The organism is Roseovarius sp. ZX-A-9, from assembly GCF_028369135.1.
In the GTDB taxonomy this organism is placed as follows: Bacteria; Pseudomonadota; Alphaproteobacteria; order Rhodobacterales; family Rhodobacteraceae; genus Roseovarius.
This window is the reverse complement of the sequence record NZ_JAPWHW010000013.1, coordinates 1-14,893: the sequence shown is the minus strand read 5'-3', so window position 1 is coordinate 14,893 and position 14,893 is coordinate 1. Positions and strand designations below refer to the sequence as shown.

The 14,893-nt window shown below is 53.9% G+C and carries 6 protein-coding genes and 1 pseudogene; 1 reads left to right on the top strand and 6 read right to left on the bottom strand.

Features of this window, described 5'->3' with window-relative positions:
* Positions 1-29: 29 nt before the first annotated feature.
* Genes O3306_RS13565 through istA form a run of 3 tightly spaced genes read right to left on the bottom strand, consistent with a single transcriptional unit; the run spans position 30 to position 3,471 of the window.
* Positions 30-1,172, bottom strand: coding sequence for a tyrosine-type recombinase/integrase (locus O3306_RS13565; RefSeq protein ID WP_272008221.1), 1,143 nt, complete (start codon positions 1,170-1,172; stop codon positions 30-32).
* A 44-nt stretch (positions 1,173-1,216) separates the two neighbouring features.
* Positions 1,217-1,975, bottom strand: coding sequence for an IS21-like element helper ATPase IstB (gene istB / locus O3306_RS13560; RefSeq protein WP_272008219.1), 759 nt, complete (start codon positions 1,973-1,975; stop codon positions 1,217-1,219).
* Positions 1,972-3,471: an IS21 family transposase gene (istA, locus tag O3306_RS13555; RefSeq protein WP_272008217.1), complete on the bottom strand. Its 1,500-nt coding sequence runs from the start codon at positions 3,469-3,471 to the stop codon at positions 1,972-1,974. The genes istB and istA overlap by 4 nt, the downstream gene beginning before the upstream one ends.
* A gap of 109 nt (positions 3,472-3,580) precedes the next feature.
* Here istA and O3306_RS13550 point away from each other — a divergent pair.
* A pseudogene (locus O3306_RS13550) lies at positions 3,581-3,700 on the top strand (transposase domain-containing protein); the annotation flags it as partial.
* A 512-nt stretch (positions 3,701-4,212) separates the two neighbouring features.
* Here the strand turns inward: O3306_RS13550 and O3306_RS13545 are convergent.
* The 3 genes from O3306_RS13545 to O3306_RS13535 form a co-directional block, all read right to left on the bottom strand.
* The gene (locus tag O3306_RS13545) at positions 4,213-10,119 is read right to left on the bottom strand and encodes a DEAD/DEAH box helicase (RefSeq protein WP_272008216.1); all 5,907 of its coding nucleotides are present in this window, start codon (positions 10,117-10,119) and stop codon (positions 4,213-4,215) included.
* Entirely contained in the window at positions 10,116-13,310 is a 3,195-nt protein-coding gene (locus tag O3306_RS13540; RefSeq protein WP_272008214.1) for a hypothetical protein, read from the bottom strand. The genes O3306_RS13545 and O3306_RS13540 overlap by 4 nt, the downstream gene beginning before the upstream one ends.
* Before the next feature lie 226 nt (positions 13,311-13,536).
* The coding region (locus O3306_RS13535; RefSeq protein WP_272008212.1) for a type IV secretory system conjugative DNA transfer family protein at positions 13,537-14,893 on the bottom strand (1,357 nt) is incomplete at its 5' end.

Here is a 14,893-nt window from a genome sequence, read left to right as displayed (position 1 = left end):
TGTTTCAGGCCCCGCGTTTACAGGGGCGTTTACATTTTTGTGTCTTGAGACAGTGATTTTGCTCGATTGAGCTTGCGCAGAACCGCATCGCTTTCGTCCGGGCTAACCTGCGCATAATGCTCGATAACCTGTGCGGCGTAGCGAACCGACCACCCCATCAGCACCGCGATCTGGCGCAAAGAAAGGTCGGCATTCAGCAATCGTGTCGCGGCCGTCCCGCGCGTGTCAGACAGAGTCTTCTCCCTGCCATCGATCCACGGCGGGATCTGCGCTTCGCGCCGCCACTTGGTGATCTGGTTCGACGCCCAACGGGCCGTCAAAGGTCTCCCAAGCTCTGATACCAGCAGCACATCTTGGCCTTCCGGCGTCTCTGCGATCAATTTCTCAAGTGCTGAGGTGGCTGGGATATATGCGATCTGCCCACGCTTACTGGTCCGAAAACGAAGGCGTTTACCGTGCGGAGTGTCTTCGAATTGGTCCATTTTGACCTGAACGAGATCAGCCGCTCGCAAGCCTGTTTCGCATCCTGCGGTTAGAATCCTCTGCACCCATTTGGGCGCATGTTTGTTGAACTGTGTGATGTCGCCACTCGTCCAGATGATCTCAGTCCGGTTCGATTGATAGAGCTTTTTGAGCTTGTGGCAGTGGTGCTCTTTTAGTTTGCCCTCTTCGACCGCCCAATTCAGAACGCGTGTCGCATGGGTACCTGCCATATCGTGCTGCTTGGGCGAATGAAGCCATTTCTTTCGCCAATTGTTGACCTCGCCCCGCGAGGCGCGCTCTTCGAACATAGCTATAGGATCTGCACCAAATTCCTCACGAAACAGCTCCAGCCATTTGCGGATATCAGCCTTTGAGCGCTCAGCCTTTGGCAAAGATGCGCTGGACAGGAAATCGTCGACTAAGTGGGTCGTCAGATATTCGGCAGGGCTTAAAGGCGTACCGCACTGGGAAAACGCATGGAAGAATTCGGGTTCTTTCGGGTTCGGGTCCGCCCCTTCCCAAAATTTGGGGCCGCCCCGCCAGGCATAGAAATGGTAGCGAACACCAGACACAACCTTTCGCCGGACACGATGGACTGTCAATCCCGGAGCAAAATGGGGCCACGTACCGGTGTAAAACTGGGCCACTGGGTTTGAGCCATACCGCGCCTTGGCACGCGTGCTCTTCATATAGCTAAGCTTGCCAAGGCGCACTGGCCGCAGGCCAGTTCTGATCAGTTCTTTGTTTTGGATTTGCGGCTTTCGCGCAGCCGGAAGCTTTCACCATTCATCTCAAGAATGTGGACATGGTGGGTAAGCCTATCGAGGATGGCCCCTGTGAGTCGCTCAGTACCGAATGTTTCCGTCCATTCATCGAATGGCAGGTTTGATGTGATGATGATCGATCCACGCTCATAACGTTGGCTGATGACTTCGAACAGCAATTCCGCCCCGGTCTTTGACAACGGCACAAAGCCAAGTTCGTCGATGATCAGAAGGTCCTGTGCTGCCAGTTGTTTTTGCAGGCGTTGCAGGCGGCGTTCATCGACGGCTTCGATCAGTTCATGCACCAGTGCGGCGGCTGTGACGAAGCGGACGCGCATGCCTTTCTGGCATGCAGCCAAGCCCAATCCCAAGGCCGCGTGCGTCTTGCCTGTGCCTGATGGACCGAGGGCGATGATGTTCTCGCGGCGCGTGACGAACTCGCAGCGGGCCAGTTCCATCACCAACATCTTGTTCAGCGACGGGATCGCCTTGAAGTCAAAGCTGTCCAGGCTTTTGGTAGCCGGGAACTTGGCGGCTTTGATGCGTCGCTCGATCATCCGGCGTTCGCGTTCGATCAGCTCCAGTTCGCACAGCCGCAGCAGGTACTGGACGTGATCTTTGCCTTCGGCGGCGCATTGGCGGGCAAGCTTGTCATGTTCGCTCAAGAACGTCGGCAATCTCAGCTTCTTGAGGTGATGGGAGAGCAGAACCTGAGGCGCGTCCGTCATGGCGCCGCCTCCGACATCAGCACCTTGTAGCTTGCCGCTTTCGTCGTCTCGACCTGAGCGGCGGGTAAAAATGGGTAGACATCAAGGTCCAGCTTGGGCGGTCGCCGTTCAATCCTGCACAGAACCAGATGCTTCACGGCATCATAGCCAATAGCGCCAAGATCGAGCGCCTGGCGCACGGCACCGTGGACGTGGTCCATCTCGAAGGTTTCCAGCAAACGCAGGATCTGGACATACTCACGCTTACCTGGCTTGCCCATCCTGGCCTCAAGCAACCGGTGCAGCGTGGCAAAGGCATCTGGCAGGTCCCATCCCTGAAGGGGCGCGGCCTGATCCAAAGCGCCTACTTTCTGCTCCAGCAAGGGCAGGAAGTGCATGGGATCGTAGATCATGTCCGCCTTGTCATAGGACCGCTTATGCCGCGCGATCACCTCGGGACCGCAACCGATCACGACCACATGGACATATCCACGGACCTGGACTTCATGATGGGCATAGGCCACCGGCACCGAGTAGTCATTGGACCGATAGCGAACCATCGAGATTGACGTTGCACGCGTGCTAACCTTCTCGCAGGCGTCATAGGGCACGAGCGGCAGCGCCATTAGTGCATCCAGATCGCGCAACAGCCGCTCACCAATCGTCGCGCTGTGGCCGCGCACAATGTCATTCTGGCGCCGCAGGCATTGCGCTTCCAGCCAAGCATTCAGGGCATCAAAGCTCTCAAAGCCCGGAGCGGGCACCATGAAGTTCCGCCGCCCGTATCCAACGCCACCTTCAACATGCCCCTTATCGTTCCCCTTGGAGGGGCGGCCAAACTTATCGTCGAACAAATAATGGGATTGAAGTTCTGCGAAGCTGCGGGTCCGATCACGCGTACCGTCACCGCAAATTTTGGCCACTGCGATCTTTGTGTTGTCATAGAGCACCGACAAGGGCACGCCACCAAAGAACGCAAAGGCCGCATTGTGACCGTCACAGAAAGCTTCGGTCGTCTCAGCAGGGTAGGCTTTGATAAAGATCGCGTCAGAGTGCGGAAGTACCATCACGAAGTAGTGCAACTTGCATTCAATACCGCCGATCACGCCAAGGGTCTCACCAAAATCCATCTGCGCATGCCCAGGCGCGTGTCTTAGTGGCACGAAGACCTCTTTGGAGCGGCACTTCTTCTCCCGGACATAATCGGTGACGATGGTAATCCCGCCAGTGAACCCATGTTCATCGCGCAGCCGGGCATGAATGCGTTTGGCGGTATGGCGCTGCTTCTTCAGCTTGCCTTTGTCGTCTTCAAGGATTTGGTCGATCACTGGAATAAACGGATCCAGCTTCGGTCGCGCTGGCGCTTCACTACGCCGATACCCCGGTGGCACCGAGTGCTGCAAAATCTTCGAGACCGTCTTGCGATCAATCCCGAAAAGCCGCGCCGCTTCGCGCCTGCTCATACCATCAACATGGCACGCACGGCGCACCCGATTATAAAGTTCCACAGAATACATCTCCCCGCCTTCAGCTCGTTACCTCAGGCGTAAAGTGGCGGAATTTTACTCCGCTACGACCAGATCATCCGGCCGTTTCTGTGGTCCAATTTGTCTCCGGGATTCACAGCAGGCCTATCTCGCCGACATCCTCGACCGCATCCACGATCACAAAATCAACAGGCTCGATGAATTATTACCGTGGAATTGGGCGCCACTGGCATCCAAAACCGACAGTCAAGCCGCATAAGCTGCGGTCTCAATGGCGCGGTTACGATCATCTCGACCAATCGGGCACGCAGGAGATCGTCTTGGTCCGGAGGCGATTTTTTAGGCTTCATATCACGGCTCGAAATTGCAGGGTTCCTACCAGAATAATACCAAATCCTGCACCTGCGGCCCAACAAAATAGACCCATTTATCAATAAAATCAGATACCTGACAGTTGTTCAGGGCGGACTATGTGAGGGCTACGCAGCGCCGGGCCTGCTCAGCACAAGGGGGGCAATATTGGACGCCGATAAGGGGTCAAAGTTCAATGCCGATTGACACCCAGAACTGCGCGATAGGACGATTTGGGAGGTGTTCGAAGAAGAGCGTCCGAGCCTTGTGCCCTATGTCGGTCAGCGCGTGGCGGAACGGGCGAAAAGGCTGGCCTGAATATTACAAGAGGCCCTATTCCCTCGCAGATTAGCACCTGAAATCATTCAACAAGCTTTCCGTAAAGCTGTGCATTTGCAAACAATTCATTTCACCCTCCACCTAGCGGCGCTTCTCAACAAAAATACTACATTCTTTGTTTCGTGACATGAGGTTATCGATGCCCGAGCTGACATCGACGCGCCAGGTCTCGCTAGTTTCATCGACGTCAAAGTAGACAACGCGGTCGTGAAAATGGCGTACTTCATGTCGGCGTTTGGGTTCCAGTATCAGCTCGCCGTTGTAATTTCGTTCAATCTCATCTCGTAGCTCATTGGCCTGAATAGCAGCAGAGTCATCCGAGTTGTCGGAGCTCCAAACAACTTTTAGTTCGCCGATGGTGATACTCATTGCTTGAAGCTGTGCGAGGAATTTCGAAACGCTTTCGCGTCCATGCCGACGGGCCCCACACCAAGGGTCTTCGATTGTTATGTTAACCAATTGCCCCGAAAGTGGGGAAAACGCTGGCTCGAGGTTTCGGACATCCCCAGGCCTAAACCGATGTATGGACAGCCGATCAATCAAAGTACCTAGGTAGGACGTCTTCGCTTTGGCAGCCTCTATAATCTTTACCGCATTCTGGCCTGCCCAAGTTTCGGATGGAGCGCGTGTACAACGAAAGATGACGCCCTCTCCAAGGCCCGCTAGTGCTGCTGCATGATTTTCATCATCAAATAGTTCCTCCATTTCTCCATTTCCCAAAAGGGTCAAACGCGGTGCGCCCTTGGAAACAGTATCAGGAACCGTTGGAAAATTTAGCCTCCCAGAATCTTCCATTGGCCTCAACATTGCAGCGATTTGGCGGTCCAACCAGTTAGCACTTCCAACATCTGGAGTTGCGCAGAATACCGTTGCCTTGCGGTGGGGTTCTGCCTCCAACCAATCTCGCAACCGCTGTGCGCTTCTGATGGAATTCTCTTCGGTTTCAGCGCCCCAGAGTGTTTTTGCGACGACGACAACTTGATCTCGGTTTCGCAGATAGCGACTCAACGCATCGCCCGAAGGCGCATCGCTCGGGATCGCTTGGGCTGGAACATGATCTGGTCTTGCTGTGCTGTGGGCCAAAACCGCAGTCAACCATTTGAGAGACGAGTGTCGGTTGAAGCGATCCCAATAGGCTTGGTTGGAGTAGTCGTTCAGACACCTCACACAACTTGTCTGGCACTTCTCGCCTCGTTCGCAATCGAGGATTTCCAATGCCTTCGAAAACAAGCGCCGAGCCGAATATCTAGGTTCATCAATCAGGCGGCGCGCATAGCCAGCGCCGCCCGGCGTTGAGTCTGCTAGAATGATCAAATAGTCGTCGGTTCCACTTTCGAAGGTTGCTCTGAGATCGCGGGGATCTGTCCCCAATAGATCGGCAGCAGCAAGGCGAATCGCCTCGGCTGCGCCCCTCAGCGTGTCATTAATATAGGCCGTGCCGTCTTTGACTTCCGACGGAATTGCCATTGGTTCGGACAATCGCAGGATCCGCACATCTGTTGTGAAGATGTGCGCCAAATCAATTGGGTATTTCAAAGTTTCAACTGGGCAAGGGTCACCCGTTCGTGGATCAAAGTGTTTGCTCGGAAACTCTGCTTTGGAGAAGTTGCTGCCTTGCGGTGCAGCTTCTGCGTGCTCGCATCTTGGGCAGCGAAAATATCCACTGCCGTGGGGACCGCGGTTCACTACTACCATGCGGCCTTCTTCGCCCTCCACACTTCCATGCGACGGCGCCAAAAAGGTTGTAACTCGCGCAAGATCAGACTTGCTCATCTTGTCGCGCGGAGCCCGCGTCAAGAGGCGTGCTTCATCAACGGCACGCGTTCGCAGTCTGCTCACTCCTGGTTCGCCACCAGCTTTGTCCTTGTATGACGTCAAAAAACCAATGGGCTCTAAGTACTTTCGGGCCTTGGGTAATTGGGTCGTTCCACACCCAAAGCACTGCTCTGAAAGTTGATCCCACTCATCCACGCGCTCCACATGTTGACACGCATCGCAAATACGAATGAAGCCTTCTTCTAGCCATGCATCGCCAGATACTCTGGAAGGTCTTTTGGCGATACCAGCACTTTGCCAGATCCGGCCCGCCGCGACGGTCTCAGCGCCGGGCGCATACTCAGAGATGGCCAACGTTGCGTCGCGGCTCAGCTCAATCTCGCCTTCACTGGGCCCTTGCGTGTCCCGATGTTGAACGATTTCGAGCGTCAGCGAATGCACAGGAAAGCTATAGGTGGGAATAACAGCTGCCCGCGAAAGGCTTTCAACAAGCAGGCGATCAAGGTAGCGTTTTTTCTCTCCGTCGGCCCATTTCATCCGCCCAAGAGCCCGCGATTTCAACTCCTCAGTTTCTGCCTGCGATTGTTCCGCTTCAGCAAGTTCGTACCGATGCTGAATACTGGACCAGCGCCCAGCTACTTGTTCAAGCCAACCACCGATTTCATTGCGTACATGGGCGACCAGTTCGCTTCCCTGCAAGGCCGTGCCCGCGGGCAGGCCTTTTGACATTTCTTTCGCGCGATCAAGAGCCGATTCACCATGGTCGCTAGCAAGCCATGTATCCAAATCATGCAACAAACTGCGCGTCTCTTCAGCATCAAGGCGATCCGCCAAGACGTCGCGTAGGCGCGGAGCACCTTTTCGGTCACTGATAGCAAGGCGCGTATCGAGCCAGCTTGCTAATACACACGACACCTGATGCCTTCGCAAAAATCGGGCGTTGTCCAAAGAAATATATGGCATAGACGGCATGCTCGCCAAGTATTCTGGGAAAGCGCTGAATGTGGCCTGATCGTATCGGCTGCCGCGTGCAATAGTCAGAGCGATAGGCGCTGCCTGCGCTCTGCGTCCCGCACGTCCTGCGCGCTGTTGGTAATTTGCGATACCAGGAGGAACATTCCTACAAATTACCGCTTCCAAATCGCCGAGGTCTACACCCATTTCCATGGTAGTCGTGCAGCTAAGGAGGTTAAATTGGCCTTCCCTGAATCCACCTTCAATCACGTTCCTCAAGCTTGGGCCGATCGCAGCGGTATGTTCCCGCGCGATTGCCGCCGACGGAAGAGCCTGATAGCGTTGAACGTAGTAACTTTCACTGATTGAATCGTTATTTTCGACGCGTTTGGTTGCACCAGTACACCTGAACGCAAGACACACCCCCGAAAGGTCAAATCCAGCCACACGGCCACATTTTTCGCACTGGAAGCGGTCGCGTCCTTTCTCAATTTGCAGCCCATCCAGATCAATGACCAACCCTGCTTTGTGTTTTTGCAAGATGCCCGCTCGTCGTGATGAAAGCGCGTCCCAACAGGCTCTTGCTAAGGTGGCGGTCTCGTCGAAACTTAGTTCAAGCCTTTCTGACAGGACCCAAGTAAGTCGCGTGGGCGTCGTTGGCTTGGAGGGAAGAAGAGTTCTGAGACGTTTACCTTCAGATGTTCGATCCAAATCATACGCCGTCTCAACGGAACCGCGCCCTCTCCCCCATACAGCCTCGTCGGACAAATCGATGATGCCACTTAGATCGTTGATTGCCCTGTTTTGCCTCATCATCAATAGAATGAGCTTGAGAGTTCCTGGAACAAGCGCACTCAGCTTTTCGGACGGAAGCTCGCCCTGCGCCTTCTTGATGACTTGATCCAGCTTTACGTGGTTAACCTGCCAAAGTCCAAATGCTTCCGGCGAAATCCGACCAGTCGCAGCGAGCGTCATCTCTGCGACTACCAAGGCTAACAATCTGTCTTTGAACTGATCGCCCTTCATAGGGCGTTCCAAGTCTCTGCGATCATAGAGAGCGAATTTGTGCTTGCGCAATCGCCTCGCGACTGAGTCTGCAAGATCGCGGATTCCCATCGGTTCGCCTTCGCCGCAGATGGAATCTAGAATTGCCCCTCGAAGTGCTTCTAGGCGAGACGTACGTTCGAAAAACGGCGCAAAAAATGCAGCATCTTGCCGATTGTCCGAGAAGGCCAGCAACGCGCGACCACCCATCGGGCCATCTGACTCCTCTCTCGGCGGAAGTGCTTCCAGCAGCGCTTGGGCGGCCATGGCAGAAACGGCCTCATCGCCGGGGTGAATATGCGAGACTGGTTCAGCGTAATTTCCAGCTCCTGCCCCGCACGCGAGACATTTTTTCACGTAAGGCTTGCGATCGCGGTCGTCTTCTTCAGTGCTGGCCACCTGAAGTTCAATCACACCATCGTCGGGTCCGTCCATGATTTGGCCATCGACAGGGTTCAGGTATTCGAGATCAACTTCCGATAGATCGTCTGTGACATCGTCTGTTGCTGCTGTTCCGCTTTTGCCAAGCCGCAAAACGATGCGCTTTGACGACCCATTTCGGATTGGAGTTGGTGCTATTTTCAATCCATCGTCGAAACCTTCGATATATGGCTGCCCACAACTACGGCAAACAAGTAAGGGCCAAAGAGCGGGTGTCTTGTCAGTTGCATCTCGTCCATTCCGACCAATCTCGGGTGTTGCCCAGCTCTCGTCGTTGCTTGGATCTAGTCCAACCAAAATGCCTTCAATAGCGCTCGCAGAAATATGGTATCTCGCCGGTAGCAATGGGTAGCCGTCAACACCTGAGGGGACCGCCAAGACAGCGATTGAAATTAGTGCGGTCATGGCTTTGGTAGATACATCTGGCGGCGCATCGGGGAAAATTTGGGTCGCCAAAACGCCTAACGGCAGAATTTTAGCGCCAGCATTTTCGGCTGGTAAAAGAAGGTGGGCGGTCTGTCGTACCTCGGAAAGAGAGGACAGCGCTTCCGAAAGACGGCTCCCAAGGTGTGGCCCATCCTCTAGGTCCAATATGCCGCCTGAGACATCATTCCAGTCTTCAACATGGTTTTTAGCTTCATCGGGGTGGAGCGCGCCATCTCGTTTTAACTCAACTAGACCTTCTCCAAGCTTAATCCATTGTTCCGCTGTAAGTGACCGTATTGGTTTGTCAATTTTCAGTTCAGGATGAAGTTCGCGTTTTGAGGTAATGATTGCTTCGCTACCCCCGCCGAAAGGTTCGCCGAATAGGTCCTCTGCGAATCTTGCAAGTTCGTCCTTTCTAGACGGATCGAGGCTGGCAGATGTTCCAACGCATTTCAGGATGTTTGGCTTTATGTCTAACGCTGCTTTCAGCTTTCTGAGCAGAAACGCCACTTCAATTGCTTGAGCGCCAGTATACGTATGCAATTCGTCAAGCACGATCCATTGTAGATCAGCCCCTTTGAGGAGAGCACGGTTCTTGGGTAAAAGTAGAATATGCTCCAACATTGCATAGTTGGTGATCAAAATATCAGGTGGGTTCTCCAACATCTCCTTGCGCGACAAGAGCCAGTTGTTGGGCACCTTTTCATCATATCCAAAAGCAGATTGAAAACTTGGTGCTTCACTAATCTCCCGCTCGATTTCAGTCCTACCAGCGCGCGCGCTCGTTTGACCGGTAAAACGACCAAGGGTCAATCCGGGATCGCCAAGCTCTTTGAACAAGAGCTTTGAGATGCGGTGCATTTGGTCCGTCGCCAAAGCGTTCAATGGATAGATAAGGATCGCCTTCACACCTGGATTGCCGACGCCAGAACGCAAAAGCGCATCGATAAGTGGGAACAAGAAAGCTTCTGTTTTGCCCGAACCTGTGCCAGTTGCCACAAGATAGTTTTCTTCTCGGCCGATTGCCGCTCTTTGGTGAAGATGGAGTTTACGCTCAAACAGCGCAGGAGCCTTTTCCCGCATCGCTTTCCAAGCTTCACAAAGGTTATCAGAGGCAACAAGTTCTGCGATAGACTCGCCTTTCTCGAAGTCGGGAAGGCTCTCTACGAAAGGACCGCTGACGAACGGATGGTGCGAAATCAGAGTTTCAACGGCAGACGCAAGGCGCGGCGCATGCACTGGAGAAATTGATGCTGCAGATAACGTGAAATCGCGCAGGCGGTCGGCCAACGTTTTCTTGAAAGCGACGGGATCGAGATCATCGTTTTGCTCGGGCAGATCCTTCATGAACGCAGCCTTTCTAGCTCTTGGCATAATAGGTGAAACGTAAGCAATTCAGGCGCTATTCGTAGAAGTTCGCCAAACAATCTCTTGGTTTCGGCAAGTGAAAAGCCCGTTGACTGTGCGACTTTGTCAAACAACACTAAAACCTTATTGCGGCGCGCTGCACTGGCATATGCCATGAGGGTTTGATCTATCCAAAGCACATATTCCTGTTCTTCGTGCTCCGGACCTTTAGGGATGTCTGGGGCATTTTTGATGACACCTTGCATAAGCTGGTTAAGGCGGGCGCTTCTTAGGCTCATCGGTCCCTCAGCCGCGTCTTCGGAAAACAATCGGAAATCCTCACAGCGCTCTATCAAGCCGGTCATCGCTGCTTGTCGATGTTCTGGTCCGAGCACAGTTCGGCCATCCCAAAACGCGCGAGAGGTGCCAAGCTTTTGCAAAACATTGATGAGACGAAGCGTCGAAAAGCCGGATAGTTCTTCGCCGAGACGATCTGCTGACCGAGCGTTCTTGAAGCCGAGGAGCGCGCGGGGATCTATGGCTGAGTTTTGTCGGATCTGACCGCGTCCGATTGAGTTGAGGCGCGAGAGAGCTCTTCCGATTTGTGAGTCGATCGCTCCAAGAGCTGAGTAGTCGAAGGCCTCGGCTGAATGAAGTTCAGGTACGACCTCTACGACATGCTTCATAGGCAGCCAGTTAGAGTCTTCTTCTTCCGCATGTACGAGGCTGAGAATTGCTGCACGGCCACCGGCTTGATGATCAATTGCGCGGACAACTTCTGCCCAGCGGCTCGTCAACAGCCTGTTTAGTCCGCCATCCCAACACTCAGCCGCGAAACATTGGTTTATCCAACCATCAATGCGTGACATGGCTTCAACCGTTGGCTCTGCGGGCTCGGACGCTGGAACGGCGAGCGCTATTCGGTCTCCTCGATTTGTTGAGAGACGGGTCCAACGGCGATTACCGACATCGCGTAGACTTATGTCAAACAAACGCAGCACTTCGGAACTGCGGGAATTTTTCAGCAGTATCGTAACCCTGTCATCGGCTGCTTTCTGTGCACTGATCTTTGGATCCGCAGGCACGTCTGTAGGGAAATGATCGAAGCTAAACTCACTGGTAACAACTTGACCACCCTCGTCTTCGGCAGCTATCAAAACCCCACCGATTGAAAAGGGGGCGCGGATCCGTGCGGTGACACCGTCAGCGCGGTGGTTCACCACGAGCTCTTTCGGAGCTGCAACGGTCTCTATGCGCGCCAGCAAGGTGCGTGCGGCACCGTTGACCAGGTAGATCTGGTTGTCGTGAGCTTTGTGAAGTTGACGAAGCGGAATTGCCCAACTTCCCGTATTGGCGAAAGGCCGATCCAACGACCGACCTGCAATGGTCAAGGTTGCGCGGCGATTTGGGGACCGGACAACAAGTGAACTGTTCCAATCGTCAAGGCCCAGAATAATTGCACTCCCAAGAATCAGGGGCTCACGTGTGCCGTTTGTTTTTTCCAAGACAATAGAAATCTCGGGCCAATCTACGAGAAACTGACGGGTTTCTGAATCAATCTCGAACCCAATCAGGGCTTTGTCGTAACCGCCCCTACGATCCAAACACAGATTGCCGGATTCGTCGTACGAAACATGTTTGGATGATGCTGATACAAAATTTGAAGGTGGCATCGCGCTCAGGAACGTGACGCCGTCCAAGCCGGTGTAAGTCGGCCAAACGAAAATCTCCCGTCTGATTCGCGTCTCGATGAGTTGACCATCCGCGTCTCGCAGCATCGTCAAAACGAGACGGATGGGATTTCCCGTCTGGCCTAGATGTAGCTTTTCTAGAATATCGTTAACCGACAATCTGCCAATGTCGTTCTCATCGAGTTCACAGTGGACAAGCTCTGATTTCTCACCACACTCGGCCTTCAGGGTCACAAGGCGATCTGTATAGAGCGCGGCTTCCAGCACGATATCCGCGTCACCGGGCCACAAACTGCCAGCTTTGCCCGATTGCACCGCAATTGGGCGACCCTCGATGCTTATTCTTGTTCTTTTGGAGCCGCGTAGTACCACGTTCCGGTTGGAGGATCGAAGTTCTGCGGGTTTGTCCCGCAAGCTCACTTGAGCGACATAAAGATCAGGGCCAAAAAGGTCGGCCGGAACCCCATTCACTGTGAATTCCCGAGTTGAGGTTACCGTCGCCACACTTGTCTGAACAATCCATTCCGTGGTCCCTTTGCGAGGTACAAGCTGCCGACCATCTTCTGGCTCGAAGATGACAAAAGTTGAGTTGTATAACGGTAAATAGCGGTCTTCCCCATCTGCGATCCAAGTTAGCTCCGAGGGAAGCGGGGTAGTTAGAGGCCATGTCTGTCCACGCCGTAGCCTGAGTGTTTGCGAGCCGATGTTAACCTGCAGCCTTCCAGCACCCGCCGGCACCTGCAATTGTGGGCGACCATCCAGCCAAATCAAACGTGGCGAAGGTTGAGAAGCGAGCAGCTTTGACGAGCCAACATCTTTTTCAATTTTATCCAAAGTTTCCGCGAACTCCGCGGCAAAAGTGCTTTGCTTTCGAAGTTCTGTAGGATTGCCACGCCATTTTAGAAAGAGTGCCGCCATCCAGGCCGTTTCGTCGTGCAAGATAGGGCGCTCAGGAACATGTACGCCCACCGGTAGGAACGTTAAAACAGCATCGTCTTCCCAACGGTTCAATTGAACTACATCATCGGAAGATGGCAGGCCGTTGGCAGCCTCCTGCTGCAAGAAGGCCTTTGCAACATGACCCATTTGTCCACGCGCTACGCCGACATGGATCAGAAAAACATCAACATTACGATCAAAGCCGTCCGTCACTAGTCCAATCTTGCGGCAAACGGATTTGAATGAAGCGACGATTTCCGTACGCGCTGCTAGGGACGGTTCCTTGCCAAACAATCGACCAATCAGCGGCCATATTTCTTGGCTTCCTTGACCATAATTCTCAAGCAACGATGCACATATTGCCCATGCTGTCACATTCGGAAATTTATGGAGCAATTTCTGAGGCGTATATCCTTCTTTCACCAAAGCTTGAAGTGCAATCCTCGTGTCCGACAAATGGCTTAGTTCAATTGCGAGGGCCAAGAAAGGTGGCGCATTCAGAGATTTCTGGGCGCGATTCACAAGGAAATCTTTTGTTCTCAGTAATACCTGAGGGTCCATCGGCGCTGACTTTTGCTGACGCATTGAATTCTAAATACCTAGATATAATACAAAAATTTCAGGCTTTCATATTGCCCGACCACAACCACAACCACAAGTTCAAGCTGGCTCGAGAGGCGCGTCAAACGCAAATATGTCCCTACAAAGTGCCAAAGTTGCCCAACAATCCAACTTCAAATCAAAGCGCACCCCACTTGCTAACACAACTCGAATCGAACGAAAGCTCTCACCTTCGTCTCACAGAGGCTTCCTCCATGAATCTCTGTATCCTCTCCGTTCCTGCCTGATACTCGTCCAGACTAGGCTTTTCGTCTATGGCCGCACCTCGATGGTCACCGGCAAAATAATCGATTTCCTCGCGCCGCGTCCCGTCAATTTCAGCGCCATCACCTGAAACCGCTCTCGGCATCTCAAGCGCCCCAATCTTTGCCTCCAGCGCCTTGATCTGCCCTTGCAGCCCGCACATTTGATCCCCGGCCGAGGGATATGGGAGATCGCCTGCCTGCTTGTCGAAGATCTGTTTAAAGAACCGATCCTCATAGTACTTGATCCGCTTGGCGCGCACGGGCATTTGCGCGTCGACGACCAGAACGATGTCATCAAGATCCATGCGCCGCGCTTCATCCTCGGGTAGCAACGCAGTTTCCTCGGTCCGTTCGGACATGCTGCGCCCGGCGAATGGGTTTCGGCCGACGGAACGCGAGCGGGTCACAACGCGCTTGGTTGTTTTGCCGACGGCTTTGCTGAGCTCTTCGATGGTCTTTTCATCTGAGGGGGTCAGATAAAGCTTGATACCTGCGTTGCCCTGGAGCGCGCGGCGGGCATTTTCACCATAGATCTCATCCAAAGCTGGGATCGTCTGTGTGACGATCGCAAGATTGGCGCGGTAGGATCGCAGGGTTTCGATGCTGTCGAGCACGATCGGCATTTTGCCAAGGCGATTGAACTCATCGAGCATGATCATCACCGGCCAGGGCTCGTCCTTACCGGGTTCATGGTCCTGCAACGATGCCAGCAAATCCGAGAAGAACAGACGGATCAAGGGCGCGAGGGGTTTCACCATGAGCGGTTCAACCACAAGATAGACCGAAAACGGCGTTTTTCGGATGTCGCGAAATTCGAAGTCTGAGGTCGCGGTTGCGCGATCAATGGCAGGGTTCGACCACTGCTTGAGGCCAGATGTCATCAAGAGCGACAGGTAGGAAGTTAGCGTGTCGTTGTTGGTCGAGGCCATGCGCATGAAGATCAGCTTGGAGGCTGGGTTGACCACTTCATCAGCGCGGCGGCGATACTCTTTCTGCTTGTCACCGCCAGAGGCCGTGATGCGGTAGATCTCGCCCAAGGTCGGCCGTTTTCGCTCAAATGCCAAAAGCCCTGCCGCCACGAATAGATCGATACCGCCATCGAGGAGCCCTTGGACGCGGTCGTTATCTGCTTGCAGGAACAGCGAAGCCAGAAGTTGCAGCTCCATCTGCTGACGGTCGACGTTTTCCAGCGCCGATATCAACCATCTGCCGGTCGCCGCCCGGCTGACGTTCCAGTTTGCGCCACACGCGACGGATCGGGAGCGGCAAGTCCCATCC

Excerpts from the sequence above, each read along its gene's own strand:
- O3306_RS13565 (WP_272008221.1), bottom strand. The coding sequence starts at position 1,172 with ATGAAGAGCACGCGTGCCAAGGCGCGGTATGGCTCAAACCCAGTGGCC.
- istB (WP_272008219.1), bottom strand. The coding sequence starts at position 1,975 with ATGACGGACGCGCCTCAGGTTCTGCTCTCCCATCACCTCAAGAAGCTG.
- istA (WP_272008217.1), bottom strand. The coding sequence starts at position 3,471 with ATGTATTCTGTGGAACTTTATAATCGGGTGCGCCGTGCGTGCCATGTT.
- O3306_RS13545 (WP_272008216.1), bottom strand. The coding sequence starts at position 10,119 with ATGAAGGATCTGCCCGAGCAAAACGATGATCTCGATCCCGTCGCTTTC.
- O3306_RS13540 (WP_272008214.1), bottom strand. The coding sequence starts at position 13,310 with ATGGACCCTCAGGTATTACTGAGAACAAAAGATTTCCTTGTGAATCGC.